The organism is Halomonas stenophila (assembly GCF_014192275.1).
Taxonomy (GTDB): Bacteria; Pseudomonadota; Gammaproteobacteria; order Pseudomonadales; family Halomonadaceae; genus Halomonas; species Halomonas stenophila.
Genome location: NZ_JACHXR010000005.1, coordinates 241114 through 267040, shown reverse-complemented (window position 1 = coordinate 267040; position 25927 = coordinate 241114). Strand labels below are relative to the sequence as shown.

Below are 25927 nucleotides of genomic sequence, written 5' to 3'. Positions count from 1 at the left end.
CGTTTCTGCCCGCACGGCATGGCGATCGAGGCCGACGTCGATCGTCGTCCTCCAGGCAGGCGCAGCCGCTGGGAGACTCATCCCGCCGCCTTGTGGCACATCAGCTTCGTGATCCGCTCGCCCTGACCGCCAATAACCCTCTGAAAAAAAGACCTCTCCCCGCATATCCACGCCTTGGGCATGGCACTTGCCTCAGGCAGGGTCAACGGTGATTCGCGGCGATCACTCGGGCGAGTCGACGGGATCACGACGTCTTCCAAGACCCGATGGCCAGCCATTCGACCGTCCTGAACGACGCTATGTCCCTCACCGGCCATGCCACGGCCTACCTCGATGCCGGGCTAGACTGCAGAGATGACGCCAAGTTATTTGTTTATACGAAACAGGCCTGATCATTCAATATCTGATAATAAGGAGAAGCATCTCATGAATACTCCGAGCGACCCGGCGTCGCCCCCCGTGACGAGCGACATGCAGACAGATTACGTTGTCGGCCAGGACAATATCGAAGGCCGACTGGGCCCCATCGGCTTCGATATCCACAATCGTGTCTTCGTCGTCTCGGCACTCGCCTCGGTGATCTTCATCGTCCTCACCCTGCTGTTCCCGGAGCGGGCAGGGAGCATCTTCCAGTCCATCGTCGCCTTCTCCACCGGCACCCTGGACTGGTACTTCATGATCGTGGTGGATTTCTTCATCCTGTTCTGCCTGGCGCTGGTTTTCCTGCCCTATGGGTCGGTCCGGCTGGGGGGCCCCGATGCTCGACCGGAGCACGGTTACCTGTCCTGGTTCGCGATGCTGTTCGCCGCCGGCATCGGCATCGGCCTGCTGTTCTTCGGTGTGCTGGAGCCGGTCTATCATGCCAACGTCTCCCTGCCCCTGGGCGTCGCGTCTCCCTTCGGGGCCGATGGCGAATTGAACCCGGAGGCCATTCCCGAGGCCAGCGCCCTGGGCCTCGCCGGTACCTACCTTCATTGGGGCATCCATGGCTGGGCCGTCTATGTGGTGATGGCCCTGGCGCTGGCCATCTTCACCTATAACAAGGGCCTGCCCTTCTCCATCCGTTCGGCGTTCTTCCCGATCCTCGGCGATCGCGTCTGGGGCTGGCCGGGACATCTGATCGATATCCTGGCGGTGTTCTCCACCCTGTTCGGTCTGGCCACCTCGCTCGGGCTCGGGGCCCAGCAGGCCAATGCGGGGATGAACTTCGTGTTCGGCCTGGAGGTCACCACCGCTACCCAGGTCATCATTATCGTGCTGGTCACGGCGGTGGCCCTGGTGTCGGTCTGGCGCGGCCTCGAGGGCGGGGTGAAGAAGCTCTCCGAGCTCAACATGGTCCTGGCCGTGCTGTTCTTCTTCTTCGTGCTGTTCGCCGGCCCGACCCTGGTGGCCCTGAGCGGGTTCTGGACGGGGCTTTCGACCTATGTCACGGAGTTCATCCCCCTATCGGCCCCCTTCGGGCGCGACGATGATGCCTACCGCCAGGCCTGGACCATCTTCTACTGGGCCTGGTGGGTCAGTTGGGCCCCCTTCGTCGGCATGTTCATCGCCCGGGTGTCGCGGGGGCGCACGGTGCGCGAATTCGTGATCTGCGTGCTGCTGATCCCCAGCCTGTTCATCTTCATCTGGATGGGCGTCTTCGGCGCCACCGCGCTCGATCAGCTCTATGCCGACCCCGCCGCCAGCCTGGTCAAGGAGTATGTGATCGACAATTACAGCCCCGAGCTGTCGCTGTTCGGCATGCTCAACGAACTGCCGCTGACGGGGCTGATGTCGACCCTGGGCATCATCCTGGCGCTGATCTTCTTCGTCACCTCCTCGGATTCCGGCTCGCTGGTGATCGATACCATCACCGCCGGCGGCAAGATCGACGCCCCTCGGCCCCAGCGCATGTTCTGGGCCACGGTGGAAGGCCTGATCGCCATCGTGCTGCTGATCGGCGGCGGGCTGTCGGCGCTTCAGGCCGGCGTGACGGCGACGGCGATTCCGTTCTCCATCGTGATGCTGTTGATGTGCTACACCATCATCCGGGCGCTCAACGGCGAGCTGCGCCTGACGCGCCGCAAGGCCGCCTGACGTCCTGGAGCGGCCGATACCTCCCCGGACATCGCCGGTCGGCACCGGCGATGTCCGGGGAGGGCTTTCGCATGTCGTGCCGAGCATCGCGCCGCCCCGTGCGGCGCGCTAGTCTGGGGCTGGAAGGTGGAAGCCCCGCCTTCGTCACGGGCAGGCGGACGGCTCGTCGCGAGCCGAAGGAGACGACACCATGGCCGGCGGCTGGTCGAAGGACGGCGATGTCCAGCAGCAGATCGACGACAGCGTGCGCGACGAACTCGAGCGTGCGAGACGCGCCTTGCCCCGCGGCGAGAGCGCCCACCACTGTCACGAGTGCGGGGAATCGATCCCCGAGGCACGACGACAGGCCGTCCCCGGGGTGCGACTCTGCATCGACTGCCAGGCCCTGCTCGACAAGCGGCGGGGCCCGGGCGCCGGACACAACCGGCGAGGCAGCAAGGACAGCCAGCTGCGCTGAGGCCCCGCGCGGTCGCGTCGCCAGGCGCATGATAGACTCGACGGGACATTCTCGATCAGGAACCCGAGCGCCATGTCCCTCGATGAGCTTCACCTGAACCTGCGCAACCTGACGCCGGACGACTACCCGCAGCTCAAGGCGCTGATGGACGCCGTCTACCACGACATCGGCGGCGCCTGGCCGGAACACACCATCGAGAAGCTGATCCAGGAGTTCCCGGACGGCCAGATCGCCATCGAGGACGACGGCCAGCTGGTCGGCGTGGCCCTGACCGTGAGGGTCGACTACGACGACTTCTCCAACCCCCACCGCTACGACGACCTGATCGACCAGCGCGAGATCATCCTCAATGATCCCGAGGGCGACGCCATGTACGGTCTGGACGTATTGATCCACCCGGACTATCGCGGCTACCGCCTGGGCCGCCGCCTCTACGAGGCCCGCAAGGAGCTGTGCCGCTCGATGAACCTGCGGGCGATCCTGGCCGGCGGGCGCATCCCCCAGTACCACCAGCATGCCGAGGAGCTCACCCCCACCGAGTACATCGACAAGGTGGCCCGCAAGGAGATCCACGACCCCATCCTCTCCTTCCAGCTGGCCAACGACTTCCAGGTCAAGCGCCTGCTGCGCAAGTACCTGCCCGAGGACGAGAAGTCCCAGGGTTATGCGACCCTGCTGGAGTGGAACAACATCCTCTTCGAGCCGGCCGAGCGGGTGCTGGAGACCCGCCCCACCCAGGTCCGGGTCGGCAGCGTGCAGTGGCAGATGCGCGAGTTCGCCTCGGTGGAGGCGGTGCTGCAGCAGGTGGAGTACTTCGTCGACGCCCTGGCCGACTACCAGAGCGACTTCGCCGTCTTCCCGGAACTGTTCAACGCCCCCCTGATGGGCCTGCAGGACCGCGCCGCCCAGCAGGACCAGATCGCCGCCATCCGCTTCCTGGCGGGGTTCACCGAGAGCTTCAAGGCCGAGCTGTCGCGCATGGCGGTGGCCTACAACATCAACATCGTGGCCGGCTCGATGATCGAGGAACAGGCCGACGGCCGTCTCTACAACGTCGCCTACCTCTGCCATCGGGACGGCAGCCTGGAGTGCCAGACCAAGCTGCACATCACCCCCCAGGAACGGCGTGACTGGGTGATCGAGGGCGGCGACGAGCTGCAGGTGTTCGAGACCGATGCGGGCCGGGTGGGCATCCTGATCTGCTACGACGTGGAGTTTCCGGAGCTCTCGCGGCTGCTCGCCGACCAGGACATGGACATCCTCTTCGTGCCCTTCTGGACCGACACCAAGAACGGCTACCTGCGGGTGCGCCACTGCGCCCAGGCGCGGGCCATCGAGAACGAATGCTACGTGGTGCTGTGCGGCAGCGTGGGCAACGTCCCCTCCATCGAGAACATGGAGATACAGTACGCCCAGTCCTCGGTGTTCTCGCCCTCGGACTTCGCCTTCCCCCACGACGCCGTGCTGGCCGAGACCACGCCCAACACCGAGATGATCATGTTCTCGGACCTGGACCTGACCCGGCTGACGGTGGTGCGCAACGAGGGCTCGGTGACCAACCTCAAGGACCGCCGCCAGGATCTCTTCGACCTGCGCCTGCGGGACTGGTCCTGGAAGTCCGGGGGCCGCACCGGCCTGGAGGAGAGCTGAGGGCGTGTTCGGCAGGCTGAGACACTGGCGCAACGCCTGGTTCGAGACGCGCCATCCCTTTCCCGAGGCCGACTGGCGGGAGGCCCGGGCGCGGCTGCCGCTGCTCGCGGCCGTGCCGGAGCCGGCGGCCACCCGCCTCGGCCATCGGGCCTGGCACTTCGCCCACGCCAAGCGCCTGAGCCGGCACCCCTCGCTGGCCGAGGCGCTGAGCCTCGACGTCGCGGACCGGCTGGCCATCGCCGCCCAGGCCTGCCTGCTGACGCTGGGCTGGTCCGACCGCGACCATCACGATGCCTTCGCCAATGTCCACGAGATCCTGATCCTGCCCGATGCCTTCCAGCGTCGCGTGGAGGAACTGGACGCGTTCGGGGTGATGCACGAGTACGACGACCAGCGGGTCGGCGAGACCTCCCACCAGGGCCCGGTAGTGGTGGCCTATCCCGACCTGATGGCCAGTGGCGGCCTGGATGGCTTCAATGTGCTGATCCACGAGCTGGCCCACAAGCTGGACATGGCCAACTCCCTGGACGCCGACGGCTTTCCGCCGTTGCCCGGCGACATCGCGCCCCAGGACTGGCACCGGGAGTTCACCGCGGTCTGGGACGACCTCCAGGCCCGGCTCGCCCGCGGCGAGGCCACCCCCATCGACGACTACGCCGCCAGTCACCCCGGCGAATGCTTCGCGGTGGCCTGCGAATACTTCTTCACGGCCCCCGGTATCCTGCACGCCGCCTACCCGGCCCTCTACGCCCTGCTGACGCGCTATTTCCGCCAGGACCCGCCCTGGCGACGCGACGCCTTCCCCCCTTCGTACCACTCGGCATGACGACTGACTCACACGCGTCTCGTCGCGGATCGCCAGCGGCGCACCCGCCCGCCTGGGGGGCCTGGCCCAGCGGTGAAGCCGAGCCGTCGAGCCGGGTTTTCCGGCGGCCCCTTTGGCCGCCGGGCGCGCTGCCGTATGCTGTGGCGACGTTCACCAGGAAGCTCCTCGTCCCATGCCCCGTTCCCTCGGAATCCTCGTCATCGCCCTGCTCGCCCTCCTCGGCCTGGGCCTGCTGTGGCAATGGCTCGCCATGCACGACCTGCTCACCGTCGACAGCCTGATGGCCATCGCCAGGGGCTCGGTGGCCTGGCGCGATACCCCCTGGGCGGTGCTGGTGGTGATGGTGGTCTATGCCGGCGCCTCGCTGGTGATGTTCCCGCTGAGCCTGCTGGTGGCGCTGACCGGCCTGATGTTCGGTCCCTGGTGGGGTTTCGGCTATGCCCTGGCCGGCACCCTGGCGGCCTCGGTGCTGACCTGGTGGGTGGGCCGCCGGCTGGGCCGCGACGCCCTGCTGCGCCACGGCGGCAAGCATCTCAAGGGCCTGTCCCGCTACCTGTCCGGTCGCGGCATCCGCACCATGACCCTGGTCAACCTGCTGCCGCTGGCGCCCTTCACCCTCACCAACATGATGGCCGGGGCCTTCCACCTGCGCTTTCGCGACTACATGATCGGCTCGACGCTGGGCATCATCCCGGGGCTCGCCGGGGTCACGCTGCTGGGCAGCCAGCTGGGGGAACTGGCCACGGCGGACAGTCGCCAGGAGGTGTTCCTCTCGCTGGTCGGCCTGCTCGCCGGGGTGGCCCTGCTGTATGGGCTCAAGCGCTGGGCCGAGCGGCGCCGGCGGCGCTGAGGAAGGGGCTCACTTGGGCGGCAGCTCCGGCTCGTCGTGGCGCCTGCCCGGCCACCAGGACGGGCGCTCCTGCTCCCACTCCTCCTGGACCAGGTGGCGCAGCAGCCGTCCCCGATAGCGCAGCATCTGCCATTCGGCGCCGAGCCGGCCACGCACCCGGTCCCAGCCGCCATCGTCGGCATGGGTGAAGGGCCCGCCCCGGGCGATGACGTCGCGATAGACCGCCAGGCAACGCTCGGCACACAGCCGCTCGTCGAAGTCCGCCGCAGTGGCCAGCGCCCCCTCGCCAAGCGATCGGCGCCGCGCCGGCTCGGCGAGTTCGACCAGTGCCGCCGCCATGGCCGCGGCATCGTCCCCGCCCAGCAGTCGGCCGTTCTCGTCGCCCTTGACCACCTCGACGACGCCCGGGGCGCGGACCGCCACCACCGGCAGGCCCGCGGCCATGGCCTCGGCGACCACCATGCCCTGGGTCTCGCTGTGGGAGGCGAAGGCGAAGACGTCCATGGCATGGTAGGCATCGATCAGCCCCTGGCCCTCGAGGCGCCCGGTGAAGTGCAGGCGCCCGGCCACCCCCGCGGCCTCGGCGATCGCCTGCATGCGGGTGGCGGCATCGCCGTCGCCGACCACCAGGAAATGCGCCCGGGGCAGCGCGACCAGGGCCCGGGCCACGGCCTCGGTCAGGAAGATCAGGTTCTTCTCCCGGGCCAGCCGCCCCAGGTGGCCGATCACATAGGCCTCGGCGGGAATGCCCAGGCGGCGCCGGCAATCCTCGCCGTTGCCCAGGGCGAAGCGCGTGGTGTCCACACCGCTCGGCACCACGCGGATCGCCGGATTGGCGTCGCGCTCGACCAGCAGGCCGCGGATGCTCTCGCTGGGCGCGATGACCTCGTCGCACAGCCAGGTGTACTGGGTGGCCAGGGCGATGGCGAAGCGCTGCATGCGCGGCGAGTCGCCGGGCACGTAGTGGGTATAGTGCTCGTAGAGGGTGTGATGGGTGAAGACCAGGGGCAGGCCATAGGTCTCGGCCGCCCGGGCGGCGGTGTCCCCCAGCAGGAAGGGATGGTGGGCGTGCACCAGGTCCGGCTCGAAGGCCTCGATGGCATCGAACAGCTGCCCCGGGATCGGCACCGGCAGGGAGAAGTCGCTGCCATTGAAGTGCTGGACCGCCGCCACCCGCACCACGTCGGCCTCGTCGTCGGGCTGGCCCGCGAGACGCGGGGCCACCACCAGCACGCGGTGCCCCGCGGCCTGGAGCTGGCGCTTGAGGCGCTGGACGGACTCGCTGACCCCACCCACGATCGGCAGATAGGTGTTGGTGAACATCAGCACATTCACGTTGGCGACTCTCCTGTCGTGGTCGGCCGGGCGACGGGGGGCACGCGACCGACCATCTCCTGCTCAAGATAGGCGATGAAGGCACGGATCCGCAGCGGGACGTGGCGGCGCTGATCATACACGGCATGGAAGTCGGCACGCACGCCCCGCCAGCCCGGCAATACCTCCACCAGGCGCCCCGCGGCCAGGTCCTCGTGCACGTCCCACCAGGAGCGCAGCGCCACGCCATGGCCGTCCCGCGCCAGCCGACGGATGACCTCGCCATCGTTGCTGGCCAGCGGGCCGCCCACCTTCACCGCCCGCTCCTCCCGCGGTCCCTCGCGACGCTCGAAGCGCCACAGGGCATAGTCGCTGGCATTCTCGCGCAGCACCAGGCAGGGGTGCGCCACCAGATCGGCGGGCGAGTCGAGGGGCGGCATGGCCGCTACATAGGCGGGGGAGGCACAGAGGACACGGCGGTTGGACAGGATGCGCCGCGCCACCAGCCGCGAATCCGGCGGCTCGCCGACCCGGATGCCGATATCGAAGCCCTGGTCGGCGAGGCTCACCGGGAAGTTGGTCAGCTCCAGGGCGGCCTCGAGGCGCGGGTGCCGCCGACAGAAGGCCGAGAGGAGCGGCGCCACATGGCGCCTCCCGAAGCCGAAGGTGGCGTTGATGCGCAGCGGGCCGGAGAGCTCGGCCCGGTGATCGGCCAGCGTCTCCTCCAGTTCGACGAGCTCCTCGAGGATCGCTCCCCCCCGGGCCAGGTAGAGCTCGCCCTCGGCGGTCAGCGTCAGGCGCCGGGTGGTGCGGGTCGCCAGGGCGACCCCGAGGCGCGCCTCGAGCTGCTTGAGACGCTTGCTGACCGCCGACAGCGACAGGCCCAGCTCCCGCGCGGTGGCGGTCAGGCTGCCGGCCCGGGCCAGCTGCTGGAAGAAGGCCAGATCGTCCAGAGGGGGCACCGCACTCTCCACTCATGCTCAATAATGGATTGCATTTTACCCTGATTATCTCCGGGACGTGCAGGGTTAGACTGGACGCCCAGGGCAATCGCAGTTGGGTGGCGAGAGGCGACGGGGACAGGTCGAAGAGGGGGTACTACGCCATGGATGGCGTCGGTAGCGCCCAGGGAGGGGTTCACAGCGCCCCCTCGCAGACCTGTCGACGGAGCAGCTTCGAGCGCCAAGGCTAACTGCAATAGCCCTGACTGGACGCCCTGCCCCAGCCCCTGGAGGAACTCCCATGACCCATCGCATCGCCGTGCTCGCCGGTGACGGCATCGGCACCGAAGTCATGCCCGAGGGCGTGCGCGCCCTCGAGGCCGCCGCCGACCGGTTCGGCATCGACCTGGAGCTGACCGCCTTCGATTTCGCCAGCTGTGACTACTACCTGGAACATGGCCAGATGCTGCCCGACGACTGGCCCGAGACCCTGGTCGCGTTCGACGCCATCTTCTACGGCGCCATCGGCTGGCCGGACAAGGTGCCGGATCACGTCTCGCTGTGGGGCTCGCTGCTCAAGTTCCGCCGCGAGTTCGACCAGTACGTCAACCTGCGCCCCTGCCGCCTGCTGCCCGGCATCGAGAGCCCGCTGGCGGGCCGTGTGCCGGGCGACATCGACTTCTACGTGGTGCGCGAGAACACCGAGGGCGAGTATTCCAGCGTCGGCGGCACCATGTTCGAGGGCACCGAACGCGAGGTGGTGATCCAGGAGACGGTGATGACCCGCACCGGCGTCGATCGCGTGCTGAAGTACGCCTTCGACCTCGCCCAGTCGCGGCCCCGGAAGAAACTCACCTCGGCCACCAAGTCCAACGGCATCGCCATCACCATGCCCTGGTGGGACACCCGCGTGGCGGCCATGGCCGAGCACTACCCGGAAGTCGAGGTGGACAAGTTCCACATCGACATCCTCACCGCCAACTTCGTGCTGCATCCCGACTGGTTCGACGTGGTGGTGGCCAGCAACCTGTTCGGCGATATCCTCTCCGACCTGGGGCCCGCCTGCACCGGCACCATCGGCGTGGCTCCCTCGGCCAACATCAACCCCGAGGGGCGCTTCCCGAGCCTGTTCGAGCCGGTCCACGGCAGCGCCCCGGATATCGCCGGACGCGGCATCGCCAACCCCATCGGCCAGATCTGGTCCGGCGCGATGATGCTCGAGCACCTCGGCCACCCCGAGGCCGGGGCGGCCATCCTCGCCGCCATCGAGGCCGTGCTCGCCGAGGGCGACCCCGTGGTGCTGACCCCCGACCTCGGCGGCCGGGGCACCACCCCCGGCCTGGGTCAGGCCATCGCCGAGCGCATCGCCGCCGGGGACCGAGACGACGACGCCCCGCGTCGCGCGGGGCGCCCGGGCGGGTGACGCGGCGCCCGGCTCAGCCGGCCAGCTTCGCGGCGACGGTGGCCACGTGCTCGCCCTGAAAGCGGGCCAGGTCGAGTTCCGTGTCGCTCGGCTGGCGCGAGCCGTCGCCGCCGGCGATGGTCGCGGCGCCATAGGGCGAGCCGCCCTTGACCTCGGAGATATCGAACTGGACCTCGAGGCCATAGCCGATCGGCACGATCACCATGCCGTGGTGGGCCAGGGTCGTCCAGGCGGTGAGGATGGTGGACTCGTTGCCGCCGCCGGTGCCGGTGGAGGTGAAGACGCTGGCCACCTTGCCGCGCAGCGCGCCCTTGGCCCAGAGGCTGCCGGTCTGGTCGAGGAAGGTGCGCATCTGGCCGCACATGTTGCCGAAGCGGGTGGGGGTGCCGAACAGCACGGCATCGTAGTCGGCCAGCTCCTGGGGGCTGGCCTCCGGGGTGTCGAGCCGCTTGCCCCCGGCCTTGGCAAAGGCCTCCGGGTCCATGGTCTCGGGCACGCGCTTGATGGTCACCTCGACGCCGGCGACCCGACCGGCCCCCTCCGCTACCGCCCGGGCCAGAGTATCGATATGGCCGTACATGGAGTAGTAGAGCACCAGTACCTTGGTCATGATCCTGCCTCCTGTCGATGGATGGATACCGCCTCTTGAGGCTCGCGCAGTCGAGCTCGAGGAGCCGCGCCTGGCACGGCTCGTGGCGATGGCATTCCGCCACCAGTCTAGTCGCAGCCATCGAGCGGCAAGACGAAGCCTTTCGACGCCGCCGAACGGTCAGTCCCGCGCCCATGCTCCGGCGAGGATCCGCACCCGGCCAACTGCCAGGGTGTCGTGCGGGTTGCGCCCCTGGCGTCGTTCGTCCTGAGCCGGGGCCCCTGCCGTGCCGAGTTACAGGATCGCACCCGCCTTTTTCATCCTGCCGACAGGCCCTCTTGAGCCCGCGTCACGCAGGGCGGAAGGTGGCCCACAGCCCGATAATAGCGACAAGACAAGGATCGACATGATTGCCTCGCCCCATGCCGTCCGGCGCGCCCCCCTGCCCCGCGTCTCGACCGCCGCCACCGGAGGCCTGCGTCATGCTGGCTGAGTGGCTGGACCAGAGCCTCGCCGGCGAGCCCGGCGCCGCGGTGGAGGGAGACCTTCCCGGGGGACGCTACCGGATCCCCGCCCCCGGCCTGCTGGAACTGCTCCCGTCGACACCGGTCGCGGACGCCCCGGCCCTGGTGCTCTCGGCGGGGATCCACGGCAACGAGACCGCCCCCATCGAACTGCTGGGGGAGCTCCTGGCCCACCTGGAGGCCGGCCAGCTGACCCTGGCCACGCCGGTACTGGTGATCCTCGGCAACCTGGCGGCCATCCGCGCCGGCGAGCGTTTCGTGGCGACCAACCTCAACCGGCTGTTCCGCCGCGGCCTCGACGCGACCGGTGACGAGCCCGACCGCGCCCGGACGCTGATGGGCGCGGTGGATGCCTTCTTCGCCGAGCACGGCGACCGCCCCCGCCTCCACTACGACCTGCACACGGCGATCCGTGACAGCCAGTATCCCCGCTTCGCGGTGGAGCCCTACGCCGAGACCGCCACTCGTCCCGAGCAGTGGCAGTGGCTGGCCGGCGCCGACATCCAGGCCGTGCTGCACCAGCACACCCACAGCTGGACCTTCTCCCACTACTCGAGGCACTACCACGGAGCCCAGGCCTTCACCCTGGAGCTGGGCCGGGCGCTGCCCTTGGGCGAGAACGACCTCACGCCCCTGGCGCCCATGGAGCGGCTGCTGGCGGCGCTGCTGGAGGGGCGCCCCCCCGCGACCCGCCCGGCCGCGGCGATGGCCTTCTTCCGCGTCGAGCACGAGCTCAAGCGCGCCTCCCGGGACTTCCGGCTGTGCTTTGCCGACGATACGCCCAACTTCACCGAGTTCGCCCCCAATACCCTGCTGGCCGAGGATGCCGAGGCCGGGCCCTGCCGCGTGGGCGAGACACCGCTGCGGGTGGTCTTCCCCAACGCCAGAGTGGAGATCGGCGCCCGGGCTGCGCTGCTGGTGACGGCGGTGCCGGAGCCTTGCTGACCGCGCCGGCCCGGCGGACGATCGCCAGGAAAATCGCCTTCCAGCAACAGGAAATGCCAAAGAACAACAATTACCTGGAAACATTTCATGACAACAAGCCACTACAACTTAGATCAAGGTCGCACACCCGAGCGGACAACACCGCCTGCCGTCACGCCCCGGGCCTGTTAGAATCGCCCCCTTTTTTTCGCACCATCCGCGTTGTCCTGTGCCCGCTAGGCGACCCCTGAACTGGAGCCCGTTTCATGGCCGATACCCCGATCCCGCTGGAAGTGCAGAACATCAAGAAGCGCTTCGGCGACACCGAAGTCCTCAAGGGACTCTCCCTGCAGGCCCACAAGGGTGACGTCATCACCCTGATCGGCGCCTCCGGGTCCGGCAAGAGCACCTTCCTGCGCTGCATGAACCTGCTGGAACAGCCCAACGAGGGCGAGCTGTTCGTCCACGGCGAACAGATTCGCTTCAAGGAGACCCGCCACGGTCGCGAACCGGCGGACTGGAAGCAGGTCGTCAACATGCGCGCCAGACTCTCCATGGTCTTCCAGAGCTTCAACCTCTGGGCTCACATGACGCTGCTGGAGAACGTCATCGAGGCCCCCATCCACGTGCTGGGCAAGCCCAAACAGGCAGCCATCGAGCACGCCCGCGCGCTGCTCGAGCGGGTCGGCCTGGCCGAGCGCGCCGACTACTATCCGGCCCAGTTGTCCGGCGGCCAGCAGCAGCGCGGCGCCATCGCCCGGGCGCTGGCCATGGACCCGGAGGTGATGCTGTTCGACGAGCCCACCTCGGCGCTGGACCCGGAGCTGGTCGGCGACGTGCTCAAGGTCATGCGCGACCTCGCCGAGGAAGGCCGCACCATGATCGTGGTCACCCACGAGATGGCCTTCGCCCGGGATGTCTCCACCCAGGTCATCTACCTGCACCAGGGCCAGGTCGAGGAGGCCGGGCCCCCCGCCGAGGTCCTCGGCAATCCCAAGTCCGAGCGCCTCAAGCAGTTCCTGGCGCCCAAGCACTGATGGGCCGGCCCGGGACAAGGAGAGACACATGATCGACCTGCATGGCTACGGCCCGCGCCTCGCGGAAGGCGCCCTGATCACCATCGAGCTGGCGGTGCTGTCGCTGATCCTGGCGGTGATCCTCGGCCTGCTCACCGCCAGCGCGAAGATGTCGCGCAGCTGGCTGCTGCACCGCCTCGGCACCCTCTACACCACGATCATCCGCGGCGTGCCGGACCTGGTGCTGATGATGCTTCTGTTCTTCGGCGGCCAGATCGGCATCAACATGTTCACCGACTGGCTCTATGCCCGTTTCGATATCGATATCTTCATCAACGTCAACGAGTTCGTCGCCGGCGTGGTGACCATCGGCCTGATCTTCGGCGCCTACATGGGCGAGACCTTCCGCGGCGCCTTCCTGGCCGTGGACAGCGGCCAGATCGAGGCCGGTCGCGCCTACGGCATGAGCCACTGGCTGGTGTTCCGGCGCATCCGCTTCCCGCAGATGATGCGCCACGCCCTGCCAGGGCTGTCCAACAACTGGATGGTGCTGCTCAAGACCACCGCCCTGGTCTCGGTGATCGGCCTGTCCGACATGGTCCGGGTCGCCGCCGAGGCCTCCAAGGCGACCCGCGAGCCCTTCACCTTCATGATCATCGTCGCCGCCATCTACCTGCTGATCGCCAGCGTCTCCGAGTGGGGCTTCGCGCGGATGCAGAAGCGCTATGACATCGGCTACGGGGAGGCAGACTGATGGAAGCCCTGATGAACTGGCTCGAGACCCAACTGGCCGACAACAGCATCTTCACCCTGCAGACGCTCTCCTACTACGGCGACGGCCTGGTCACCACCGTCCAGTTGGTGGCCCTGTCGCTGATCATCGGCCTGGTGATGGCGATTCCCCTGGCCATCGGCCGCGGCTCGAAGCGGGCCTGGATCCGGCTGCCGATCTTCTTCTACTGCTACGTGTTCCGCGGCACCCCACTACTCGTGCAGCTCTACCTGATCTACTACGGCGTGGTGTTCGTCGAGGGCATCCAGGAGACCTGGCTGTGGGTGATCCTCGAGAAGCCCTTCGTGCCCGCGCTGATCGCCTTCACCCTGAACACCGGGGCCTACACCACCGAGATCTTCCGCGGCGCCATCAAGGCCACGCCCAGGGGCGAGATCGAGGCGGCCCGCGCCTACGGCATGTCCCGGGGCCTCATGCTGCGGCGCATCGTGCTGCCCAGCGCCTTCCGCCGCGCCCTGCCGGCCTACGGCAACGAGGTGATCTTCATGCTCCACGCCAGCGCCATCGCCAGCGTGGTGACCATCATGGATCTCACCGGGGCGGCGCGCTTCGTCTATGCCCGCTTCTATGCGCCCTTCGACGCTTTCCTGTTCGTGGCGGCGATCTACCTGTGCCTGACCTTCTCGATCATCTACTTCTTCCGCCACCTGGAGAAGCGCCTGCTCGCCCATCTCAAGCCGGCGAGCGGCTGACACGGCGTAAAACAAGCGTTGGGAACTGCCGTTCGAACCGGCCCTTTCGACCCACCCTGGCATCGGCTATCGTGGGCGGGTCATCACCCACAAGGTGAAACCATCAACAACAAGGGGAAGCACCCATGAAGTTCCAGAAGATCCTGAGTCTCGGTGTCCTCGGCGCCGCCATGATCGCCGGCAGCGCCAACGCCGAGGTCCGCGACATCCGCATCGGCGTCGACGTGCCCTACGAGCCCATGGAGTACCGTACGCCCGAGGGCGAGCTGACCGGTTTCGACATCGAGCTGGGCAATGCCCTGTGTGCCGAGATCGGCATCCAGTGCGAGTGGGTCGTCCAGGGCTGGGACGGCATCATCCCCGGGCTGCAGGCGCGCAAGTACGACGCCATCATGTCGTCCATGACCATCAACGAGCAGCGTCGCGAGCAGGTGCTGTTCTCCGATCCCTACATCACCCCGCCCTCGGCCTGGTTCGCGCCCAAGGATGTCGAGATCGGCACCCCGTCCGATGAGACTCTCGAGGGCATGACCATCGGCGTGCAGCGCGGCACCCTGCAGGACAACTACGTGACCGACATGTACGGCGACGTGGCCGATGTGAACCGCTACGCCACCGCCGATGACATGGTGCTGGACATGGATTCCGGCCGTCTCGACGCCGTCTTCCTCGACTTCCCGATCGGCAAGTCCACCCTGCTCGACAGCGAGGCCGGCAACTACAAGGTGGTGGGCGAGAAGATCACCGAGCCCAAGGAGTACTTCGGCGAAGGCTTCGGCATCGCCTTCCGCCAGCGTGACGAGGAGCTGGCCCAGGCCTTCAACGAGGCGCTGGCCACCCTCAAGGAGAACGGCACCTACGAGGAGATCTACGCTGAGTATTTCGGCGAGTAAGGCCCTTCGACGCGCCAGGCAGCATGCCTCGCCTCAAACGCCAACGGCCCCGACGATGTCGGGGCCGTTGGCGTTGGGGCCGTCGTTTTCCAGTGGGCGCCTCGCCGGGCACTCAGATTCGGGGATGCACGCCCGGCACATGGACCTGGCTGTCGCCGGAGACGCCATCGATCGTCTCCGTCGAGGGATGCGCCAGGGCATCGAGGATCCCGCACTCGCCGGCGGAACGCTGTCCCCGGCAGCGGGCGCGCAGCGCCTGGAGCGAGCGCTCCAGGGCCTGTAGCTGGGCGATGCGTGCCGCCACATGGTCGAGGTGGGCGTCGATCAGGTCGTCGGCTTCGCGGCAGGGCCGGTCAGGATGGTCATGACAGTCCAGCAGGGCGCGGATCTCGTCGAGGGTCATGTCCAGCGCCCGACAATGGCGGATGAAGGCGAGGCGCTCGACGTGGTTCTCCCCATAGAGGCGGTAGTTGGCCTCGCTGCGCGCGGGCGCGGGCAATAGCCCCTCCCGCTCGTAGTAGCGGATGGTGACGACGCGGCAGCCGGTGCGTCGGGCCAGTTCTCCTATCTTCATGCCGGGCTCCCGTTGAGGGCTTGACCCTATAGTGCCTACAGGGTGTGTCATCACACAAGGCACCCCGACACGGAGCGCGAGATGTCCGATGCCCACTCACACCATGAAGGTTGCTGCGGCGGCCCGGCCGAGGCCTCCCGCGAGGCCGTCGAGGCCCCGCCGGGCACGACCACCCTGCGGCGGCGCATCGCGGAGATGGACTGCCCCACCGAGGAGGCCCTGCTGCGCAAGGCACTGGCCAGTGCCCCCGGGGTCGACACCCTGGACTTCGACCTGATGAACCGGGTACTCAGCATCCACCATCGCGGCGCCGACCCGGCGGAACTCGACCGGCGCATCCGCGAGCTGGGGATGACCCCGCGCCCCGAGGACGAGGTCGACGAGACACCGACAACCCCGCGCGAGCCCTGGGGACGGATGGCGCTCGCCATCGGCCTGGCGCTGGCGGCCGAGCTGATCGGCTGGACCGGCTGGCCGGGAAGCGCCTGGCTCTCGCCCCCCCTGGCCCTCGGCGCCATCGCCCTGGTCGGCCTGCCCACCTGGCGCAAGGGCTGGGTGGCGCTGCGCCATCGCAGCCTCAACATCAATGCGCTGATGACCCTGGCGGTGACCGGCGCCCTGCTCATCGGCCACTGGGCCGAGGCCGCCATGGTGATGGTCCTCTTCACCCTGGCCGAACGCCTCGAGGCGCGGTCACTGGATCGCGCCCGGGGCGCCATCCGGACACTGCTGGACAGCGCCCCCGACCAGGCCCGTCGTCGCACCCCGGCGGGCGACTGGGAACGCGTGGCCGCCGCCGAGGTTGCCGTGGGCGAGACGGTGCGGGTCCTGCCCGGCGAGCGACTGCCGCTGGACGGCGAGATCGTGCGCGGCGAGCCGACCCTGGACGAGTCGCCGATCACCGGTGAGAGCCTGCCCCACGACAAGGAGCCGGGCGAGGCGGTCTTCGCCGGGACGATCAACCGCCACGGCGACTTCGACTACCGCACCACCCGGCCGGCGGATGACAGCACCCTGGCGCGGATCATCCATGCGGTGGAGGCGGCCCAGGCCAGCCGGGCCCCCACCCAGCGCTTCATCGATCGCTTCTCGGCGATCTACACCCCGGCGGTGCTGGGCCTGGCCGTGGCCACGGCACTGGCCTGGCCACTGCTGTTCCCCGGTGCCTGGCTCGATGGCGTCTACCGCGCCCTGGTGCTGCTGGTGATCGCCTGCCCCTGCGCGCTGGTGATCTCCACCCCGGTGACCATCGTCAGCGCCCTCTCGGCCGCCGCCCGGGGCGGCATCCTGATCAAGGGCGGGCGCTTCCTCGAACAGGGCCACAGGCTCGCCTGGCTGGCCCTGGACAAGACCGGCACCCTCACCCTGGGCGAGCCACGGCTGGCCGACTGGCGTCCCCTCGATGCCTCCGACGGAGCCCCCTTCGCCCGGCAGGCGGCCAGCCTGGCCGGGCGCTCCACCCACCCCGTGTCCCGGGCGGTGCATCAGGCACTGGCCACCGACAGTGGCGAGGCGGAGGTGCATGGCTTCCGGGAACGTCCCGGCCTGGGCGTGGAGGGCGAGGTCGACGGCGAGGCCCTGTGGCTGGGCAACCGCCGGCTGATGACCGAACGCGGCCTCGGCACCCCGGCGCTGGCCGCCGAGCTCGACGCCCTGGCCGAGCGCGGCGACAGCGTGGTGCTACTGGGCGATTCGGGGGGCGTGCGGGCCCTGTTCACCCTGCGCGATACCCTCAAGCCCGGCAGCAAAGCTGCCATCGAGGCCCTGCACGACCTGGGCGTGAAGACGCTAGTGCTCTCCGGCGATGCCGCCCCGGCCGTGGCCGCCATCGCCGCCGAGGCGGGGATCGACGAGGCCCGGGGCGGGCTGCTGCCCGAGGACAAGCTGGCCGCCATCGAGGCCCTCGGTAGTCGCGGGGTGACCGGCATGGTCGGCGACGGCATCAACGATGCCCCGGCGCTGGCCCGGGCCGACATCGGCTTCGCCATGGGCGCCGCCGGCAGCGACGCCGCCATCGAGACCGCCGACGTGGCGCTGATGGACGACGATCCGGGCAAGCTGCCGACCTTCCTGCGCCTGTCCCGGGCGACGCGCCGGGTGCTGATTCAGAACATCGTCCTGGCCCTGGGCCTCAAGGCGGTGTTCCTGGTGCTGGCCTTCACCGGCCAGGCCACGCTGTGGATGGCGGTGTTCGCCGACATGGGCGCGAGCCTGCTGGTGGTGGCCAACGGCATGCGGTTGTTGCGTCTTCCCCACCGCTGAGGACTCAACGCAGGACGCGACGCACCAGCACCGGGCCCAGGATCTCGAAGACCACCGTCGCGCCCACCACCGTCGAGAGCAGGACGGCGCCATGCTCGGGGAAACGCTCGGCGGCAAGCAGGGCCATGCCCATGGCCACCCCGGCCTGCGGTGTCAGCGCCAGGCCGATATTGCGCGGCAGGTCGGCCTGGCGTTCCCGGGCCAGGCGCACGCCCAGCAGTCCGCCGAGCAGCCGCCCCACCAGGCGCAACAGGATATAGGCCAGGGTCAGACCGAGGGCCTCGTCGAGGCGCTGGAGATCCACGCTGGCCCCGGACAGCACGAAGAAGAACACCAGGAAGGGCCACTCGATATGCTCGATCTCGTTGAACGAGCGGGTATGGTGGCGCGACAGGTTGGCCACCAGCACGCCGGTGACCATGGCGGCGAGCAGCGACGAGACGCCAAGCCAGGACGACACGCCGGCCAGCAGCAGGATCAGGGCAATGGCCTCGACCTGGGTCGGTTCCCCCGGGGCCAGGCGGCCGGTCAACCAGGCGGCGGGCAGGCCGATCAGGGTGCCGAGCAGCACCGCTCCGCCCAGCTCCCAGGCCGCCTCGAGCAGCGCCCGCTCGCCTCCGCCGGCACCGCTCAGCATCCAGCCCAGCGCCGCCATGGCCAGGCCGAAGACGACGATGCCCCAGCCATCGTCGATGGCCACGATGCCCAGCAGCAGCCGCGCCCGCAGGCGGGTGTCGCCGCTGGCATGCACCGTCTCCTGGACCGCGGCGGGGTCGGTGGCCACCGAGATGGCGGCCAGCGAGACCGCCACCACCAGGGGAAAGCCCATCGCCAGCAGGCCAAGGCCCACGGCGAGCGCGCCCACCACGATGACCGACAGCGAGACGATCAGGATCAGCGGCCCGGTCAACCGCAGCCGCTCCCGGGTCAGCTCGCCGCCCAGCAGGAAGGCCACCATCACCAGGGCCACCTGCACCAGGGGCTCGCCGAGCCCGTCCAGGGGGCGGGCGTCCGGCGCCTCCAGCCACAGCTGCTGGACGATCGCCACGCCCACGCCCACCATCACCAGCAGCGAGATCCTCGGCAACCGGGTCCGGCTCGCCACGGCATCGGCGAAGATGCTCGAGGCCAGCAACACGCCCAACAGGATCAGGGCCCCCGAGGTCGGCGGCAGATTGCTGAGCACCCCGGTCATGGTCGTTTCAATCACTCGTCCTGGTGCACCGATGGCGGTCGATGGGAAGGGGGCAGCGTGCCGCGCCCGGCACGCACCCGACGACTCAGGGCGAGGCTAGCATGTGAGCCGACCCGGCGTATTGTCCTGCCTCAAGGGGCACGCGGCAGGCCATCGCCCGGCGAGTGGCCGACGGCCCCTGGAGCCTGCCGGGTCATCGCCGGTGGTCGTCGGTACAAGCCCGACGCATGAACTCGAGGATCCAGCGCGCCATCAGCGCATCGTCCACCGGGGCATGCAGCGAGGCCAGGCCCTCGCGGACCCGCTGGGCGCCGACCTGGTCGCGGCGCAGCGCCATCAGGTCCGCCGAGTAGGGCTTGGCGAACTCCGGGTGGCCTTGGACGCCGAGGAAGTGGCCGCCCACCTGCATCAGGTAGACCGGGCAGAAGTCGCTGCCGGCCAGCACCCTGGCCTCGGCAGGCGGCGCCACCACCTGGTCCTGGTGGCTGACCACCAGGTCCAGGCCCTCCTGCCAGGGCCCCATCCACGCGGCGCGGCCGCACACCCGGTTGAATGACATGCCCACGCCCCAGCCGCGCTCGCTCTTGGCGACCCGGCCGCCCAGAGCCTTGGCGATCAGTTGGTGGCCGAAGCAGATGCCGACCAGCGGCTTGTCGACCGCCCAGAGCCGGCGCACGAAGCCGCACAGGTCCTCGACCCAGGCCAGGCCGTCGTTGACCCCGAACCTGGAGCCGGTGGTCAGCCAGGCATCCACGGCATCCGGGTCATCGGGGATCTCGCCATCCAGGCAGCGCCAGACGCGGAACTCAATGGTCGGGTCGACGCCGCTGAACAACCGCTCGAACATGGCCGGGTAATTGCCGTGCCGGTCGCGCAACTCTGGCGCCACGTCATCGCATTGCAGCAGTCCGATGCGCATCGGCCTGTCTCCCTGTCTATCTGTTTTTGCCGCCCGAAGCCGCGGTCTAGCAGCCTGTCGGACTTAACGCTGATCTACTGCGAATCCCGGGCTTTCGGCCACTTTCATTCGATCGGATTCGTTAAATAGCGCGCTATTCGCCTCATTCGATCGATAAAATCGTCTCGAAATCCGTGAATCTCGCGACGATCGGTCAAGCCCGACAGGCTGCTAGAGGCGCCCCTCGACGGCCTGGACGAAGATGTCCCGGTACTCGCCGGTCCCGAAGGCGATCGGGTTGGACCCCGAGGACGGGTCGGCGAGGGCCATCTCCCCCACCCTGTCGGCCCGGGCGGTGTCGATGTCCAGCGCGGCGAGGGTGTGCGGGATGCCCAGCCGCTCGCGCAGCTCGAGCACCCAGTCGATGACCGCGGCCGTGCCCGGCTGGCGCAGGTCGAGATAACGCCCCAGGCGCACCATGGGCTCGCCGATGGCCCGCTCGTTGGCGCGCAGCACATAGGGCATCAGAACCGCGTTGAGGGTGCCGTGGTGGGCGTCGTAGAGGGCCCCCAGGGGGTGCGCCAGGGCATGCATGCCACCCAGGCCGCGCTGGAAGGCGGTGGCGCCCATCATCGAGGCCACCAGCATGTTCATGCGGGCCTGGAGGTCGCCACCGTCCCGATAGGCCTGGGGCAGATGGTCGCGGATGCGCCGCATGCCCTCCACGGCGATGCCCTCGGCCATGGGGTGGTAGTTGGGCGAGCACCAGGCCTCCAGGCAGTGCGACAGCGCGTCCATGCCGGTGGCCGCGGTGATGGCCGGCGGCAGGCCGGTGGTCAGCTCGGGGTCGAGGATCACCGTCGCCGGCACCATCGCCGGGTGGAAGATGATGCGCTTGACGTGGGCCTCCTCGTCGGTGATCACCGAGGCGCGGCCTACCTCCGAGCCGGTGCCGGCGGTGGTGGGCACCGCCACCACCGGGGCCACGACGTCGCCGTCGGCATGGCGCCAGTTGTCGCCGACGTCCTCCAGAGCCCACAGCGAGAGGTCGTCGCGCTGGCGGGCCATCAGTGCCACCGCCTTGGCGGCGTCCAGGCCGGAGCCGCCGCCGAAGGCGATCACCCCATCGTGGTCACCCTCGCGGAAGGCCGCCACCCCGTCGGCGACGTTACGCCCGGTGGGGTTGCCCTTGATCCCGCTGAACACGGCGACCGCGAGGCCGGCCTCGGCGCAGGCGTCCACCAGCGCCTGGACCATGGGCAGGCCGGCCAGGCCCGGGTCGGTGATCAGCAGCGGCGCGCGCATGCCCAGCGCCCGGCAGGCCGCCGGCAGCTCCCGGACGCGGCCCACGCCGGTGAGGATCTGGGCCGGGTAGTTCCAGCCCGCGGTGAATCGACTCATATCGTCTTGGCTCATGGTGACCTCGTACAAGAGATGGACGACGGAAGATCGCCGCTGCGCGGCTGGAAGATGGAAGAAGCACGAAACTCTCGCCTCTTCCTTTTTTCCCTTCCCTCTTTTCAGTGCTTCAGATGGAAAGACTTGGGCCGGGTCAGGGTCTCGTAGCCCAGCCGCGACAGGGAGCAGCCGCGCCCCGACTGCTTGACGCCGGTCCAGGCCAGCTCCGGGTCCAGGTAGTCGCAGCGGTTGGTGAAGACGGTGCCCGCCTCGAGGCGACGGGCGATGGCCTCGCCGGCGGCGATGTCGCGGGTGAAGACCGCCGCGGTGAGGCCGAAGTCGCTGTCGTTCATCAGGGTCACGGCCTCGTCGTCGGAGTCCACCGGCATGATGCCCACCACCGGGCCGAAGCTCTCCTCGCGCATCACCCGCATGGCGTGATCGACCCCGGTCAGCAGTTGGGGTGCGAGGTAGGCGCTGCCCGGGCGCGACAGCGGGAAGTCACCGGGGTCGATCCAGGCCCTGGCGCCGGCGGCCACGGCCTCCTCGACCTGGCCGCGCACGAAGTCGGCGGCGGCCGGCCTGACCACCGGTCCCAGGGTCGTCGCCGGGTCGGTGGGGTTGCCCAGGCGCAGCTGGCGGACCCAGGCCACCGCCCGCTCGACGAAGTCGTCGAAGATCTCGCGATGCACGTAGATGCGCTCGATGCCGCAGCAGCTCTGCCCCGAGTTGAAGAAGGCCCCGTCCATGACACCGGGCACGGCGGCGTCCAGGTCGGCGTCGGCACGCACATAGGCCGGATCCTTGCCGCCCAGTTCCAGGCCGGTGGCGATGAAGCGCCCGGCGGCGTTGCGCTCGACCATGGCGCCGCCGCCCACCGAGCCGGTGAAGGAGACGTGGTCGATGCGCGGGTCGCGGATCAGCGCCTCGGTGGCCGCATGGGACAGGTGCAGGTGCTGGAACACGCCCGCGGGCAGGCCGGCCGCATCGAAGGCCTCCTGGAGGCGCTCGGCGCACAGCGGGGTCTGGGCCGAGTGCTTGAGGATCACCGTGTTCCCCGCCATCAGCGCCGGCACGATGGCGTTCACCGCGGTCATGAAGGGGAAGTTCCAGGGCGCGACGATGAAGGACACGCCCAGCGGCTCGCGGGTGATGTAGCGGGTGAAGCCAGGCTTGTCGGGCAGCGCGACGGGGGCCAGGGCGCCCTCGGCCAGGCCGATCATGCCCCGGGCGCGCTCCTCGAAGCCGTCGATCTCGCCGCCGCCGGCGGCGATCGGCCGGCCCATCTGCCAGGTCAATTCCTCGGCCAGGGTGTCGCGCCGGGCGACGATGGCATCGACCATCGCCGAGCATCGCCGGGCGCGCTCGCCGAGCGGCGTCTCGCGCCAGGCCCGCTGGGCGGCGACCGCCCGCTCCAGGGCCGCCTCCACCCGGGCCGGATCGGCCAGCTCGCGCTCGACATAGACCGAGCCGTCCACCGGAGAAATCGTCTGTTGTATGGCCATCTGAATTACCTTATTGGTTTCGCAAGCTCGAAGGCCGTGCGAACGGCGTCAGAGCCAGGCGGAGCAACGAGAAATCGCGGAGTTGACGGTCGTCAATGAGCAGATCTCGAGGCGCTCCAACGCCGCTCTGGCGACGTGCAGCCGGCCCAACCACTAAATAATTTCGAAGTAGCGATCCAGCTCCCAGTCCGTGATGTGCTTGCGGAACTGCCGCTCCTCCCACTCCCGGGTGGCGGCGAAGTGCTCGACAAAGGCATCCCCGAACAGCGCCCGGGCGGCCTCGGAGGCCTTGAGCCGCTGGGCGGCCTCCCAGAGGGTGGCGGGCAGCGCCTGGTGGTCGGGATGCTCCAGCTCGTAGGCATTGCCCTTGACCGGCTCATCGGGTTCCAGGCGGTGCTCGATGCCGTACAGGCCGGCGCCGATGGCCGCGGCCAGCGCCAGGTAGGGGTTGGCGTCGGCGCTGCCCAGGCGGTACTCGACCCGCTGGGACGCGTCGCTGCCGGGTATCACCCGCAGCGCCGTGGTGCGATTCTCCACGCCCCAGGTGGCGTCGGTGGGCGCCCAGAAGCCGGGGATCAGCCGCGTGTAGCTGTTGATGGTCGGCGCGAACAGGGCGAGGAACTCCGGCATCAGTTGCTGCTGGCCGGCCACGAAGTGTCGTTGGGCATCGCTCATCCGGTAGGGCTTGTCGGCCTCGAAGAAGGCCGAGCGGCCCGAGTCGCGCTCGCGCAGCGAGAGGTGGATGTGGCCGCTCTGGCCCGGGTAGTCCGGCGACCACTTGGCCATGAAGGTGGCCATCAGGCCGCGGCGCTGGGCCCAGACCTTGGTGAAGGTCTTGAACAGCGCGCCCTTGTCGCCGGCGGCCAGGGCATCGTCCACGGCGAGGGCCGCCTCGAGCACGCCCGGGCCGGTCTCGGTATGCAGCCCCTCGATGGGAAAGTCCATGGTCTCGGACAGCGCCAGCAGCTCGTGGTAGAGCTCGCTGTGCACCGAGCTCCTGAGCATCGAGTAGCCCATCATGTCCGGGGTCAGCGGCCTCAGGTTGCGAAAGCCCTTCTCGCGCACCGACTCGGGGGTCTCCTGGAACAGGAAGAACTCGTACTCCAGGGAGCCGAAGGCGTCGTAGCCCATCTCGCGGCCCCGCTCGAGCACGCGCTTGAGCAGCCCCCGGGGACAGATGTCGCCGGCGGGACCGGCGAAGTCGGCCAGGAACAGCAGCATGCCGTCGCCCTCGCTGGGCAGCTCCCGGCAACTCTCCGGGACGACCCGCAGCGGGGCGTCGGGATAGCCGGTGTGCCAGCCGGTGAACTGCACGTTGTCGTAGAGCTCGTCCTTGCTGTCCCAGCCCAGCACCACGTCGCAGAAGGCGAAGCCCTCCTCCAGGGCCGAGAAGAACTTCCTGGCCTGCATGTACTTGCCGAGCATCACGCCGTCGATGTCGAACATGCCCACCTTGACGTGGCTCAGGCCGCGTTCCTCGACGATTCGCCGGGCGTCCTCCGCGGTCTTGATGTCTCTCGCCTGCATTCCACTCATCGTGGGTTCCTCGTTGGCTGTGTTGTTGTTGGATTCGTCGCCGAGCCCGTGCCGGCGGGTGGTGGAGGTTAGACCGCATCCGGCGCGGTTTCGTCCGACAGCTCCCGCTCGGCCTGGGCGATGGCCGCGAACTCCTCCTCCGGCGCCTGGGCCACCAGATGATGGCGGCTGTAGAGGCCGAAGTAGGCCAACATGACCGCGTAGAACACCGCCGACCACAGCGCCGCCTCGACGCTGACCACGAAGGTCGAGAGGAAAGCGACGATCGCCAGCACGAAGGCCACGCCCGAGGTCAGCGTGCCGCCCGGGGTGCGGTAGGGGCGCGCCAGGTCCGGCTCGCGTCGGCGTAGCAGGAGATGTGACAGGGTCATCATGGCGTAGGAGATGGTGGCGCCGAACACGGCCATGGTGATCATCAGGTCGCCCTTGCCGGTCAGCGACAGCAGGAAACCGATGGCGCCGGGCACGACCAGCGCCAGGTAGGGCACCTTGCGCTCGCCGGTGACCGACAGCCAGCGCGGCAGGTAGCCGGCCCGGGACAGCGCGAAGGTCTGGCGCGAGTAGCCGTAGATGATCGAGAAGAAGGAGGCGATCAGCCCGGCCAGGCCGACCAGGTTGACGAAGCCCGCCGCCCAGGAATCGCGGCCGTAGACCGCCTGCAGGGCGCCGACCAGCGGCGCGGCGTGTTCGCTCATGGCCGCCGCCCCGGCCCCGCCGGGCGCCAGCAGCAGCACGCAGGCCGCGAACACCAGCAGCACCAGCATGGCGGTGATGATGCCCCGCGGCATGTCGCGGCCCGGATCGCCGGCCTCCTCGGCCGCCAGGGGCACGCCCTCCACGGCCAGGAACAGCCAGATGGCGAAGGGCAGCGCCCCCCAGATGCCCATGACGCCCTGGGGCAGGAAGGACGAGGCCCCCGCCACACCGGCGCTGGGCGCGATGTCGAAGAGGTTGTCGACGCTGAAGTGCGGCAGCATGCCGACCACGAAGACCAGGATGGCCACCACCGCGAGGGCCGTGATGCCCATCATGATCTTCAACGCCTCGCCCGCCCCCCACAGATGGATGCCGACGAACAGCGCATAGAAGGCGGCATAGACCAGCGGCCCGTTGAGGCCGACCAGTTCGTTGACGTAGCCCCCGATGAAGATGGCGATGGCCGCCGGCGCGATGGCGTATTCCAGCAGGATCGCCGTGCCGGTGACGTAGCCGCCCCAGGGGCCCAGGGCACGACGCGCGAAGCTGTAGCCACCGCCGGCGGTGGGCAGGGACGAGGAGAGCTCGGCGATCGACAGCACCATGGCGGTGTACATGATCGCCATCAGCACGGTGGCCACCAGCATGCCGCCGAAACCGCCGGCGGCGAGGCCGAAGTTCCAGCCGGCGAAGTCGCCGGAGATCACGTAGGAGACGCCGAGGCTGGCCAGCAGGATCCAGCCCGCCGCGCCCTTCTTCAGCTTGCGCTTGTCGAGATAGGCCTTGTCGACCGATTCGTAGTCCACCGAGGTGGTGTGGTGGGAAGAGCTCATCGAATACCCCTTGTGCTTGTCATTGTCTGGGTGGGTGGGAGCGGGTCCCACGACCGGGAATT

At 69.0% G+C, this 25927-nt stretch carries 22 protein-coding genes; 12 read left to right on the top strand and 10 right to left on the bottom strand.

Annotation, left to right across the window (positions count from 1 at the left end; all coding sequences use genetic code 11):
* Window positions 1-426 precede the first annotated feature (426 nt).
* From FHR97_RS11290 to FHR97_RS11270, 5 genes are all read left to right on the top strand, one after another.
* On the top strand, window positions 427-2076 hold the full coding sequence (locus FHR97_RS11290; RefSeq protein WP_183383904.1) for a BCCT family transporter: 1650 nt from the start codon (window positions 427-429) through the stop codon (window positions 2074-2076).
* A gap of 190 nt (window positions 2077-2266) precedes the next feature.
* A complete protein-coding gene (locus FHR97_RS11285) occupies window positions 2267-2533 on the top strand; it encodes a DksA/TraR family C4-type zinc finger protein (RefSeq protein ID WP_183383903.1) in 267 nt (88 codons plus the stop codon).
* Window positions 2534-2605: 72 nt separating this feature from the next.
* Window positions 2606-4183, top strand: coding sequence for a bifunctional GNAT family N-acetyltransferase/carbon-nitrogen hydrolase family protein (locus tag FHR97_RS11280; protein WP_183383902.1), 1578 nt, complete (start codon window positions 2606-2608; stop codon window positions 4181-4183).
* A 4-nt stretch (window positions 4184-4187) separates the two neighbouring features.
* Entirely contained in the window at window positions 4188-5009 is an 822-nt protein-coding gene (locus FHR97_RS11275) for a zinc-dependent peptidase (RefSeq protein WP_183383901.1), read from the top strand.
* Window positions 5010-5181: 172 nt separating this feature from the next.
* Entirely contained in the window at window positions 5182-5859 is a 678-nt protein-coding gene (locus FHR97_RS11270; protein WP_183383900.1) for a TVP38/TMEM64 family protein, read from the top strand.
* 9 nt (window positions 5860-5868) lie between these two features.
* Here the strand turns inward: FHR97_RS11270 and FHR97_RS11265 are convergent, their stop codons facing one another.
* A complete protein-coding gene (locus FHR97_RS11265) occupies window positions 5869-7194 on the bottom strand; it encodes a glycosyltransferase (RefSeq protein ID WP_183383899.1) in 1326 nt (441 codons plus the stop codon).
* The gene (locus FHR97_RS11260) at window positions 7191-8135 is read right to left on the bottom strand and encodes a LysR substrate-binding domain-containing protein (RefSeq protein ID WP_183383898.1); all 945 of its coding nucleotides are present in this window, start codon (window positions 8133-8135) and stop codon (window positions 7191-7193) included. The genes FHR97_RS11265 and FHR97_RS11260 overlap by 4 nt, the downstream gene beginning before the upstream one ends.
* Window positions 8136-8415: 280 nt before the next feature.
* Between FHR97_RS11260 and FHR97_RS11255 the strand changes: the two genes are divergently transcribed.
* Complete coding sequence (locus FHR97_RS11255) at window positions 8416-9537, top strand: tartrate dehydrogenase (RefSeq protein WP_183383897.1); 1122 nt, start codon at window positions 8416-8418, stop codon at window positions 9535-9537.
* Between the two features lie 13 nt (window positions 9538-9550).
* Here FHR97_RS11255 and wrbA read toward each other — a convergent pair whose 3' ends face one another.
* Window positions 9551-10147 (bottom strand): NAD(P)H:quinone oxidoreductase, encoded by a 597-nt coding sequence (gene wrbA / locus FHR97_RS11250; RefSeq protein WP_183383896.1) that lies wholly within the window; start codon window positions 10145-10147, stop codon window positions 9551-9553.
* Window positions 10148-10608: 461 nt separating this feature from the next.
* On the opposite strand from wrbA, the gene FHR97_RS11245 reads away from it, so the two are divergent.
* The 5 genes from FHR97_RS11245 to FHR97_RS11225 all read left to right on the top strand — a co-directional run bounded on the left by FHR97_RS11245 (window position 10609) and on the right by FHR97_RS11225 (window position 14968).
* Entirely contained in the window at window positions 10609-11595 is a 987-nt protein-coding gene (locus FHR97_RS11245; RefSeq protein WP_183383895.1) for a succinylglutamate desuccinylase, read from the top strand.
* Window positions 11596-11840: 245 nt separating this feature from the next.
* The gene (locus FHR97_RS11240) at window positions 11841-12611 is read left to right on the top strand and encodes an ABC transporter ATP-binding protein (RefSeq protein WP_183383894.1); all 771 of its coding nucleotides are present in this window, start codon (window positions 11841-11843) and stop codon (window positions 12609-12611) included.
* A 28-nt stretch (window positions 12612-12639) separates the two neighbouring features.
* A complete protein-coding gene (locus FHR97_RS11235) occupies window positions 12640-13344 on the top strand; it encodes an ABC transporter permease (RefSeq protein ID WP_183383893.1) in 705 nt (234 codons plus the stop codon).
* Complete coding sequence (locus FHR97_RS11230) at window positions 13344-14075, top strand: ABC transporter permease (RefSeq protein WP_183383892.1); 732 nt, start codon at window positions 13344-13346, stop codon at window positions 14073-14075. The genes FHR97_RS11235 and FHR97_RS11230 overlap by 1 nt, the downstream gene beginning before the upstream one ends.
* A gap of 125 nt (window positions 14076-14200) precedes the next feature.
* Window positions 14201-14968, top strand: coding sequence for a transporter substrate-binding domain-containing protein (locus FHR97_RS11225; protein ID WP_183383891.1), 768 nt, complete (start codon window positions 14201-14203; stop codon window positions 14966-14968).
* A gap of 112 nt (window positions 14969-15080) precedes the next feature.
* Here FHR97_RS11225 and cadR read toward each other — a convergent pair whose 3' ends face one another.
* Window positions 15081-15542 (bottom strand): Cd(II)/Pb(II)-responsive transcriptional regulator, encoded by a 462-nt coding sequence (cadR, locus tag FHR97_RS11220; RefSeq protein ID WP_183383890.1) that lies wholly within the window; start codon window positions 15540-15542, stop codon window positions 15081-15083.
* An 81-nt stretch (window positions 15543-15623) separates the two neighbouring features.
* Here cadR and FHR97_RS11215 point away from each other — a divergent pair, with 81 nt between their 5' ends.
* The gene (locus FHR97_RS11215; protein ID WP_183383889.1) at window positions 15624-17804 is read left to right on the top strand and encodes a heavy metal translocating P-type ATPase; all 2181 of its coding nucleotides are present in this window, start codon (window positions 15624-15626) and stop codon (window positions 17802-17804) included.
* 4 nt (window positions 17805-17808) lie between these two features.
* On the opposite strand, the gene FHR97_RS11210 is transcribed toward FHR97_RS11215, so the two are convergent.
* From FHR97_RS11210 to eat, 6 genes are all read right to left on the bottom strand, one after another.
* On the bottom strand, window positions 17809-18999 hold the full coding sequence (locus tag FHR97_RS11210; protein ID WP_183383888.1) for a cation:proton antiporter: 1191 nt from the start codon (window positions 18997-18999) through the stop codon (window positions 17809-17811).
* 193 nt (window positions 19000-19192) lie between these two features.
* On the bottom strand, window positions 19193-19918 hold the full coding sequence (locus FHR97_RS11205) for a glutamine amidotransferase-related protein (RefSeq protein ID WP_183383887.1): 726 nt from the start codon (window positions 19916-19918) through the stop codon (window positions 19193-19195).
* A 210-nt stretch (window positions 19919-20128) separates the two neighbouring features.
* On the bottom strand, window positions 20129-21313 hold the full coding sequence (locus FHR97_RS11200; protein ID WP_221187774.1) for an iron-containing alcohol dehydrogenase: 1185 nt from the start codon (window positions 21311-21313) through the stop codon (window positions 20129-20131).
* A gap of 104 nt (window positions 21314-21417) precedes the next feature.
* Window positions 21418-22800 carry an aldehyde dehydrogenase family protein gene (locus tag FHR97_RS11195; RefSeq protein WP_183383886.1) on the bottom strand — a complete coding sequence of 461 codons (1383 nt, stop codon included), beginning with the start codon at window positions 22798-22800 and terminating at the stop codon, window positions 21418-21420.
* A gap of 153 nt (window positions 22801-22953) precedes the next feature.
* Window positions 22954-24336 (bottom strand): glutamine synthetase family protein, encoded by a 1383-nt coding sequence (locus FHR97_RS11190; protein WP_221187773.1) that lies wholly within the window; start codon window positions 24334-24336, stop codon window positions 22954-22956.
* 68 nt (window positions 24337-24404) lie between these two features.
* Window positions 24405-25865, bottom strand: coding sequence for an ethanolamine permease (eat, locus tag FHR97_RS11185; RefSeq protein WP_183383885.1), 1461 nt, complete (start codon window positions 25863-25865; stop codon window positions 24405-24407).
* Between the last annotated feature and the right edge of the window lie 62 nt (window positions 25866-25927).